Origin of the sequence: Cryobacterium sp., from assembly GCF_026786305.1 — a bacterium.
GTDB lineage: Bacteria > Actinomycetota > Actinomycetes > Actinomycetales > Microbacteriaceae > Cryobacterium.
The window spans coordinates 126,166-134,114 of the sequence record NZ_JAJAYI010000070.1 but is presented as its reverse complement, the minus strand read 5'-3'; the positions used below and the strand labels follow the sequence as shown (position 1 = coordinate 134,114).

Annotated in this window: 7 protein-coding genes and 1 pseudogene; 3 read left to right on the top strand and 5 right to left on the bottom strand. The window is 67.5% G+C overall.

The window, feature by feature from the left end; genetic code table 11:
- Window positions 1–454 (bottom strand): annotated as a pseudogene (locus LH475_RS08905) (ATP-dependent helicase); the annotation flags it as partial.
- 259 nt (window positions 455–713) lie between these two features.
- Here LH475_RS08905 and LH475_RS14555 point away from each other — a divergent pair.
- On the top strand, window positions 714–1,220 hold the full coding sequence (locus LH475_RS14555; protein ID WP_366145594.1) for a GNAT family N-acetyltransferase: 507 nt from the start codon (window positions 714–716) through the stop codon (window positions 1,218–1,220).
- Between the two features lie 59 nt (window positions 1,221–1,279).
- Here LH475_RS14555 and LH475_RS08895 read toward each other — a convergent pair whose 3' ends face one another.
- From LH475_RS08895 to LH475_RS08880, 4 genes are all read right to left on the bottom strand, one after another.
- On the bottom strand, window positions 1,280–1,441 hold the full coding sequence (locus LH475_RS08895) for a hypothetical protein (RefSeq protein WP_196844594.1): 162 nt from the start codon (window positions 1,439–1,441) through the stop codon (window positions 1,280–1,282).
- A gap of 103 nt (window positions 1,442–1,544) precedes the next feature.
- Entirely contained in the window at window positions 1,545–2,396 is an 852-nt protein-coding gene (locus LH475_RS08890) for an aldo/keto reductase (protein ID WP_297413508.1), read from the bottom strand.
- A 35-nt stretch (window positions 2,397–2,431) separates the two neighbouring features.
- Complete coding sequence (locus LH475_RS08885) at window positions 2,432–3,358, bottom strand: NADP-dependent oxidoreductase (protein ID WP_196844596.1); 927 nt, start codon at window positions 3,356–3,358, stop codon at window positions 2,432–2,434.
- Window positions 3,359–3,590: 232 nt separating this feature from the next.
- Entirely contained in the window at window positions 3,591–4,358 is a 768-nt protein-coding gene (locus tag LH475_RS08880; protein WP_196844597.1) for an IclR family transcriptional regulator, read from the bottom strand.
- A gap of 96 nt (window positions 4,359–4,454) precedes the next feature.
- On the opposite strand from LH475_RS08880, the gene hutH reads away from it, so the two are divergent.
- Together hutH and LH475_RS08870 are read left to right on the top strand one after the other, a co-directional pair.
- Window positions 4,455–6,050, top strand: a complete 1,596-nt coding sequence (gene hutH, locus LH475_RS08875; protein WP_297413505.1) for a histidine ammonia-lyase — start codon at window positions 4,455–4,457, stop codon at window positions 6,048–6,050.
- 135 nt (window positions 6,051–6,185) lie between these two features.
- A complete protein-coding gene (locus LH475_RS08870) occupies window positions 6,186–7,895 on the top strand; it encodes a peptidoglycan DD-metalloendopeptidase family protein (RefSeq protein ID WP_297413503.1) in 1,710 nt (569 codons plus the stop codon).
- The last annotated feature ends 54 nt before the right edge of the window (window positions 7,896–7,949 follow it).

The window sequence follows — 7,949 nt, the reverse complement described above, 5'->3', positions numbered from 1 at the left end:
TGCGGTCACCATACGACGGGCGCTCGGTGCGCGATGCGCTGTTGCGGTCACCATACGACGGGCGCTCGGTGCGCGATGCGCTGTTGCGGTCACCATACGACGGGCGGTCGTTGTTATAGGACGGACGGTCGGTGCGGGGACGGTCGTTGTTGTAGGCGGGACGCTCGTTGCGCTCACTGTTGGTGCGGCCACCGTTTTCGGGGCGAACGGAACGCGAACCGTAGGCCGGGCGTTCGCTCGAGGGGCGTTCATTCGAGCGTGCGGCGCGTTCGTCGGCGTTCCAGCGCTGCTTCTTCGGGGCGCCCTCGTCAGCGCGGTATCCGCGGTGTCCGGGACTCTTGCTACCGGAGTTGTTGGAACCACCGTGGCCCGAGCCATTCTTGGAGGCATACTTGGGATCGAAGTTCTTACCGCCACGACCGACGGTGGAGTTGTGTGAATTGCCTTGAGGCATAGAGATTTTCCTGGGTTGTGTTCAGTACATGGCAGAACAACGACGCACATGCGACGCAACTGAGAACCCGAGCAATCTATGGCCGGGGCCGTTCACATACAGTGATTTTTCACCAGCGAATTGCTGGGAAACCGGCCCAACTTGACTTACAAACCCATCCGCGCACAGCACGGTGTCAAGAGCCGACTTGTCTACGCTACCCGATGCACCCCGAAAAGTCACGGAAAGAGCCCATATTGCGTGGCTCTATTCTGGTGACATGACCATTTCGATCAGTGTTGAGCCACCCCGGCAGGCCGATGTCGAGGCACTGCTGACCGCTGGCACCGCCTTCGCGCACTCCCTTTATCCGGAGGGGAACAGCTTTCTGCTCAACACCGACGAACTCGAACGTCCGGGCGTCGACGTATACGTGGCCCGCGACGAACACGGTTCCGCCTGCGGCATGGCCGCTCTGGTACCGCTGGGCTCCGATACGACGCCCCCCCTCAATACCGCGGAGTTAAAGCGGCTGTTTGTGCACTCCGATGCTCGGGGGCGCGGTGTAGCCGGCCGCCTGCTCGACCGCATCGAAGCGGGGGGCGCGCGTGGCGGCGGGCGCGGCCTGGCCTTTGGTAACCGCCCCCCGCCCCACCCCGCGGGGGGGCCGTTACCCGGCCCCCGGGGCGGCCGCTTGCCCCGCCACCCCCTCACTCGCATTGGAAACCGGCCCGCTGCAACACGCGGCGGTGGCACTGTACCGCGGCCGCGGCTACGAGCAGATTGAGCTGTTCGGCCAGTACGTCGGCGAAGACTTCAGCGTCTGCTTCGCCAAGACCCTGTAGCTCAGGCGGCCCCTTCGAACACCCGGGCTGGGAACGGGTCGGCCAGGGTGCTCCAGTACAGGGTTCCGGCGAGAAACTCCTCGTCGGTGATCAGGCAGGCATCGAGGTTGGCACTGAGAAGACGTGAATCGAGAAGGTTCCGGGATCGCGGATCATCCGTCAACGTAAACCCGCGCGCCGCTTTCCATCATCACGACCCTGCATGACCTGAGTCGTGACTATTCCCTCGAAACCAGCAGCATCCGACGGGCTGCTGTCAGGGCATATTACGGGATGTAATTGAACTCGTCGGGGTGCGGGCCGGTGCGCTCGTCGCGGTTGAGCGCTGCGATCGCGAGCAGGTCAGTATCCGTCAGCTCAAAGTCGAAGAGTGCGAAGTTCTCGTCGACCCGGGCCCGGGTGACCGACTTCGGGAAGACTACGTCGCCACGCTGCAGGTGCCAGCGCAGCGTCACCTGGGCGGTCGTTCGGCCCACGCGCTCAGCGATCGCCGCTATGACGGGGTCGCCGAGCACCTTTCCCTGGGCGAGGGGCGACCACGCCTCCGTCACGATGCCGTGCTCGGTGTTGAACGCACGCAGTTGCTCTTGGGTGAGGTACGGGTGTACCTCGATCTGGTTGACGGCTGGAACAGTGTCGGTCTCGTCGAAGAGGCGCTGCAGGTGAACCTGCTGAAAGTTGGACACGCCGATGGTCGACACACGGCCCGAGCGGTGCATCTCCTCCATGGCCTTCCAGGTCTCCACGTAGTCGCCCACGGCGGGCAGCGGCCAGTGAATCAGGAAAAGGTCAAGCGACTCCAGGCCGAGTTCGTCGAGCGTGCGATCGAAGGCGGCGAGGGCATCCGCTCGCGCATGAAAGCCATTGTTGAGCTTGCTCGTGACGTAGACGTCAGCGCGGGCGAGACCGGATTCGGCGACGGCCTGACCGACCTCCTTCTCGTTTCCGTACATCTCGGCGGTGTCGATGTGGCGGTAGCCTGCTTCAAGCGCGGCGAGTGTGGCGGCCTTAGCGTCGGCCGGGGCGATCTGGTACGTGCCGAAACCGAGCTGCGGAATGGTGGTGCCGTTACTCAACGCAGCGGTGGGGACGACGGTGGTGGTAGCAGGTGTAGTCATCTGTAATTCTCCTTGATCGGTGAAAAAGTCTATGGTTACGGCTGATCAACGGTGACGATGATCTTGCCACGGGTGTGTCCCAGCATGTTGAGACGGTAGGCATCCGCTGCCTCGGCGAGGGGAAAGGCACGGGCGATATCGACGGTGAAGCGGCGCTCGTCGACGAGGTCGGCAAGCTGCTGCAGGTCGGTGCCGGCCGGATCGACCCACATCCAGGTGCCGCCATGCGATTCAACATCACCGTCGGCAACGGATGCGTGACGTCCGCCCTCGGCGAGAACCGCGAGAGTGGTGGGCAGCACGCCGCCGACGAAATCGGCGACGACCTCAACACCCGCAGGGGCCAGCCCGCGCACTCGTTCGGCGAGGCCGTTCCCGTAGGCCACCGGTTCGGCGCCGAGCGAACGAAGATACTCATGATTGGCCTCCGACGCCGTGGCGAGCACGCGCGCCCCTCGGGAGACGGCGATCTGTGTGGCGAGGGACCCCACTCCCCCGGCGCCACCGTGAATCAATACCGTGTCGGTGCCAGAAACACCCAAACGACTGATGACCTGAAGGGCGGTGAGGCCGGCGAGCGGCAGCCCAGCCGACTGCTCCCACGTGAGCGAAGCGGGCCTGCGCGCCACGAGACGCTCGGGAAGAGCAATGAATTCGGCGAAGCTACCGCCGTGCACATAATCCTTACGACCGTTGGAGATGACCTCGTCGCCGACAGTGAAGCGCGGCGAATCGACGCCGACGGCCTCGACCACGCCAGCGACATCCCACCCGGGAATGGCAGGAAAAATGATGTCCAGCATCGTGTCGAGGTATCCGGCCATAACCTTCCAATCCACTGGATTGACGGCGGCGGCCTTCACCCTGATCAGCACCATTCCGGGGCCGACCTTGGGAAGGGGCTGCTCGGTCAACTCCAGAACATCGGGGCTGCCATAGTGACTGTACGTAATTGCTTGCATGGGGCGTGGTAACCCTCGCCGGTGGGCGGGTATTCCAATGGTCAGCGTGCTGTCAGAAAGCGTTGGACTGAACTCAGCCTTGCCGCGGTTACGGGAAACCGAGCGGCAGGAGCCCGTTCGTCATGAAGTAGCGTCGCTGTGTAGCCCGGGTCATGGCGACGCACAGCGCGCCGGAACCCGTGCGGCGACCTCGGTAATCTGGCTCAGCGTGCGGTTGTTGACCGTGAGCTCTTCAGCGAGGCCGGCCGCCGATGCGGCGAGACAATTCAGCAGCGGTCGCCGCCACGGTTGCGGCGAGTGCCGGCCATTCCCCGTCGGTGAACCGGTCGTGCGCGAACGTCACGGCAATCGCGGCGGCAGGCCAGCCGGCATGGTCCCGCACGGCCAGCGCCACCGAGGCGATGCCGGGCGTGATTTCACCGTTTTCGGTGGCGTAGGCATCCGTTCGCACACGATCGAGCACGGCCCGCAACTCAATCCTGGTGCGCGGGCCACGGCCGTCGCGTTGTTCAAGCGCCGCCCGGTTCGGGTAGAGCGCGCGCAATTGCGCGGCGGGCAGAGCCGCGAGCAGGGCACGTCCACTCGCTGTGAGGTGGGCGGGCAGCCGCACCCCCACATCAGAGACGAGTGAGGGGCGATGCGCGGCGCGTTCCTCGACGAGGTAGATTACGTCACGCCCGTGCAGCACCACGAGGTGCGCGCTCTCCCCCAACCGGTCGACGAGCTGCGCGATCAACGGGCGGCCGAGCCGGGAGAGCGGCTCCTGGCGACTGAACCCCGAGCTCAGCTCGAAGGCGGCGATGCCGAGTCCGTACCGGTGTTCCTCGGGCAGATACACGACAAACCCCTGGGTCACGAGCACGCCGAGCAGCTGATACACGGTCGAGCGCGGCAGGCCGAGCGCGCTCGCCAGGACCGCCGCCGGTATCGGCCCGCGTTGCGCGGCGAGATGCGTCAGAATGCGCAGGGTGCTCTGTGCCGCCGGAACCTTCGATGCCATCGGTTCCCTCCCGAGGGAATGCTCGTGTCCGGTATCCCAGACACCATCCAGCGTATCGCCCTGTCGCCGCGCACCACGAGGGTGTGCAATCGAAACATGAACCTCGTGACCGCCCCCAGCATCTCCGCCTCCCCGCTCGACCAGGTCGGTGCCTCCGCTGCCCGAGCGAGCGTCGTCGTGGGAACCGCCGCGCTCTCGTTTGCCGACGTGATCGCCGTGGCACGGCACAGTGCGCGCGTCACCCTCGACCCGGCGAGCCTTGAGGAAGTCGCGGCGACCCGCACGATCATCGATGCGCTCGCGGCCGACAGCGAGCCACATTACGGAATCTCCACCGGATTCGGCGCCCTCGCGACGACGTTCATTGCGCCCGACCGGCGCGCCCAACTGCAGGCGAGCCTCGTACGCTCACACGCCGCCGGAAGCGGCGCCGAGGTGGAACCCGAGGTCGTGCGCGCGCTCATGCTGTTGCGGCTCAGCACCCTGATGACCGGTCGTACCGGCGTGCGGCCGGCCACCGCCGCCACCTACGCCGCCGTGCTGAACGCGCAGATCACGCCGGTCGTGCACGAATATGGATCGCTCGGTTGCTCCGGCGACCTGGCCCCGCTCGCCCACTGCGCTCTCGTCGTGATGGGCGAAGGCCAGGCGCGCGATGCGAGCGGCGCACTGCTGGGCGGCGGCGATGCCCTGGCCGCCGCCGGCATCGCACCGGTCGTGCTCGCCGAAAAGGAGGGCCTCGCCCTGATCAACGGCACCGACGGCATGCTCGGCATGCTCGTGCTCGCCTTCGACGACCTGGCGCGTTTGCTCACCACCGCCGACATCGCCGCGGCGATGAGCGTTGAGGCCCTGCTCGGAACGGACGCCGTCTTCGCAGCCGACCTGCAGCAGCTGCGGCCCCAGCTCGGCCAGGCCGACAGCGCCGCCAACCTGCGCCGGCTGCTGCACGGCTCCGGCCTTCTCGCGAGCCACGCCGGCCCGGAAGACACGTCCGTGCAGGATGCCTACTCGTTGCGCTGCGCCCCGCAGGTGCACGGCGCCGCGCGCGACACGGCCGCCCACGCCGCCCTCGTGGCCGGTCGCGAACTGGCAAGCGCCATCGACAACCCGGTCGTCACCGTCGACGGACACGTCTCATCGAACGGCAACTTTCACGGCGCTCCGCTCGGCTACGTGCTCGATTTTCTCGCCATTGCGTCAGCGGATGTCGCGAGCATGAGTGAGCGACGCACCGACCGTCACCTCGATGCAGGCCGCAGCAAGGGCCTGCCGCCATTTCTCGCGCACGAAGTGGGCGTGGACTCCGGGCTCATGATCGCGCAGTACACGGCAGCCGGCATCGTGTCGGAGCTGAAGCGACTCGCCGCGCCGGCATCCGTTGATTCGATTCCCTCCTCGGCCATGCAGGAGGACCACGTGTCGATGGGCTGGCACGCCGCCCGCAAGCTGCGCCGCTCACTCGACGGGCTCGGCCGGGTGCTGGCGATCGAGATCATGACCGCGGCGCGGTCGCTCGATCTGCGGGCGCCGCTCACTCCCGCCGGGGCGACCGGGGCGGTGCGCGATCTCGTGCGTACGGTTGCCGCCGGGCCCGGGCACGACCGCTTTCTTTCCCCCGAAATCGAGGGGGTCGCGGCCCTCGTGGCGTCGGGCGCGGTGCGCGCGGCAGCAGGAACCGATTTGGCGTAGCGCCCGGCCAACCTTGCAGCAACCCTGCACGATGATTTTGCCCCGTTGTGGCCTCTGCGACACCGTGCCATACTTGCGCCACGCTGGCCCGCCCGAGCCGCGCACATCCATTACCCGAATGGATCAGGTACTGCAATGTTGCTACCCGAGAACCGCCGTCGCACCGTGCGGCTCGTGCGCGCACAGCCGCGGCATCGGGCCGAGACCCACCGGGCGCCGCGGAGCATCGTCGGCTGGCTGGCGACGGTCGTGGTCACGGCACTCGTCCTGTTCGGCGCACCCATCGCGGCGAGCGCCGACGACGCGCTCGTTGGCGCCCCCGCCACGCCCACACCGATCGTCAGCACGACCCCGGAGCCGGAACCACTGCCCGCGCCGTCGCCACAACCGGTGTCGCCACCGACCAGCAACCCCATGCCGGAACCCACGCCTGAACCCACGCCTGAACCCACGCCTGAACCCATCGTCGCGCCGATCCCTGAACCCATTGCAGAACCGACCCCCGAGCCCACGGCCGGCCCCACACCGACACCGACCCCGGCCCCGACCCCGGCCCCGACCCCGACCGCGGAACCCTCGCCGGAACCAAGCGATGGCCCCATCCCGCCGGTGACCGAGACCCCAGACCCGACCGAAGCCCCGGCCGAAGCCCCGGCCGCAGATCCGAGCCTGGTCACGCCCACCCCAACCGGCGCGCAGATCGCGGCAGAGGCTGCTGCCCAGGCTCAGCCATCACCTCGGCCATCAGCCACCGCCCGCGCGGCCGCCGCACAGGCGCACGTGGCGCAGCAGGCTGCCGCCGAGCGGGCCGCAACTGCGCGCGCCGCCGCCCAAGAACTCACCGTGCAACGGGCATCGGCGCTGGCGAGCGCCCTGACCCGCTCCCAAGCCGCGCAAGCCGCGCTCGACACCGCGCGCGGCGACCTGGAATCAACCCTGGCGAGCCAGAGGATCGCACTGGGTCGAGCCTCCCTCGTGCACCGTTTAGCCGTGGAGGCGTCGCAGACAGCCGCCGAAACCACCCGCAGCTTCGCCGTGCTCGCGCGCAAACTGGCCCAGCAACGAAGCGGCGCCATCGTCACCGATGTCTTTCTCGGCGGGCATTCGCTCAGCAACGTGCTCGACCAGCTCAGCACGCTGGACCAGCTGGACCGCGTCACCGAGAACATCGAGACGATCCAGGCCCGCGCCCAGGCCGACACCGTGCGCGCGGTCAAGCTGAATCAACAAGACACCGAGACACGCGCGGCTGCGAGTACGTTGTCGGTTGACGCCAGCCAGGCAAAACTCGACGCGGCCACGAGCGACTTCGAGGCAGCGGGTCTGGCACTGGTCGCTGCGGCGTCGCAGGCGGCGACCGCCGCCGCAAGCCTGGCCGCACTCGACGTGCGCCCGATCATTCGCACCGACGTCGGCCAGCTGAGCGATCAGGGCTGGGCCAACCCGGCAAGCGGTCCGATAACGGATGGCTACGGGCCGCGCCCGGTTCGCCCGCTCCCCGGCGTCGGAGCGTTCCACTATGGCACCGACATCGGGGCGAGCTGCGGAACACCCGTCTTTGCCGCCACCTCCGGGATCGTGCACGCCGCCGGCTCCGTCGGGAGCTACGGCAACTGGATCATTATCGAACACGGTGAGGGCGTGCAGACGGGCTACGCCCACCTCGCCACCGGCGACACCCTGGTCACTGTCGGTAAACACGTCGCCGCCGGCCAACAGATTGGGAACGTCGGCAGCACCGGTCTGTCCACCGGCTGTCACACGCACGTCGAGGTTCGGGTCGACGGCGTGCGCATCGATCCCCAATCGTTCTTCCTGAACCGCGGCGTCGTCCTCGGCGGTTGATCGCGCGGTCGCAGGAACGTGTTCTGCGCGCCATCTGAGCGACCTCGCAGCTTC